We start from the raw sequence: 487 nt of genomic DNA, 5'->3' as shown, positions 1-487 counted from the left end.
GGGCGAATTAGTTACGCCGATTTAGGATTATGGGATGATACTACCCAAGCTGCATTAGCAAAAAGTTTAACGGCCGTAAGACAATACAGCCCAATGCCTATTGGTATTCAATTAGCCCATGCAGGTCGAAAAGCGTCAACCGATAAACCATGGGATGGCGGTGGGGTACTTATGCCCGATCACCTCAATGGTTGGCAAACGGTTGCGCCATCAGCCATTGCCTATGATGAAAACAGCCCCACTCCCAAAGCGATGAACCAAGATGATATAGATTCGCTCATAAGTGACTTTGTTAATGCGGCAAAGCGCGCTGACGAGTTGGGCCTTGATTTAATAGAAATACATGGCGCACACGGTTATTTGCTACACCAGTTCTTATCGCCGCTGGCAAACAAACGTGATGATCAATACGGTGGTAGCCTAGAAAATAGAATGCGATTATTACTCGACGTATTTAAAGCTGTAAGAACGGCATTTCCAAGCAATA

At 45.4% G+C, this 487-nt stretch carries 1 protein-coding gene; it reads left to right on the top strand.

Features of this window, described 5'->3' with window-relative positions:
* Window positions 1-487, top strand: a 487-nt coding sequence (locus tag AAEY62_RS20255) for an oxidoreductase (protein WP_502935524.1), incomplete at both ends; no start/stop codon positions are given.

The organism is Pseudoalteromonas sp. GW168-MNA-CIBAN-0100 (assembly GCF_040309225.1).
Classification (GTDB): Bacteria; Pseudomonadota; Gammaproteobacteria; order Enterobacterales; family Alteromonadaceae; genus Pseudoalteromonas; species Pseudoalteromonas arctica.
The sequence above is the reverse complement of the archived record's forward strand: the minus strand, read 5'-3'. Positions and strand labels throughout refer to the sequence as shown.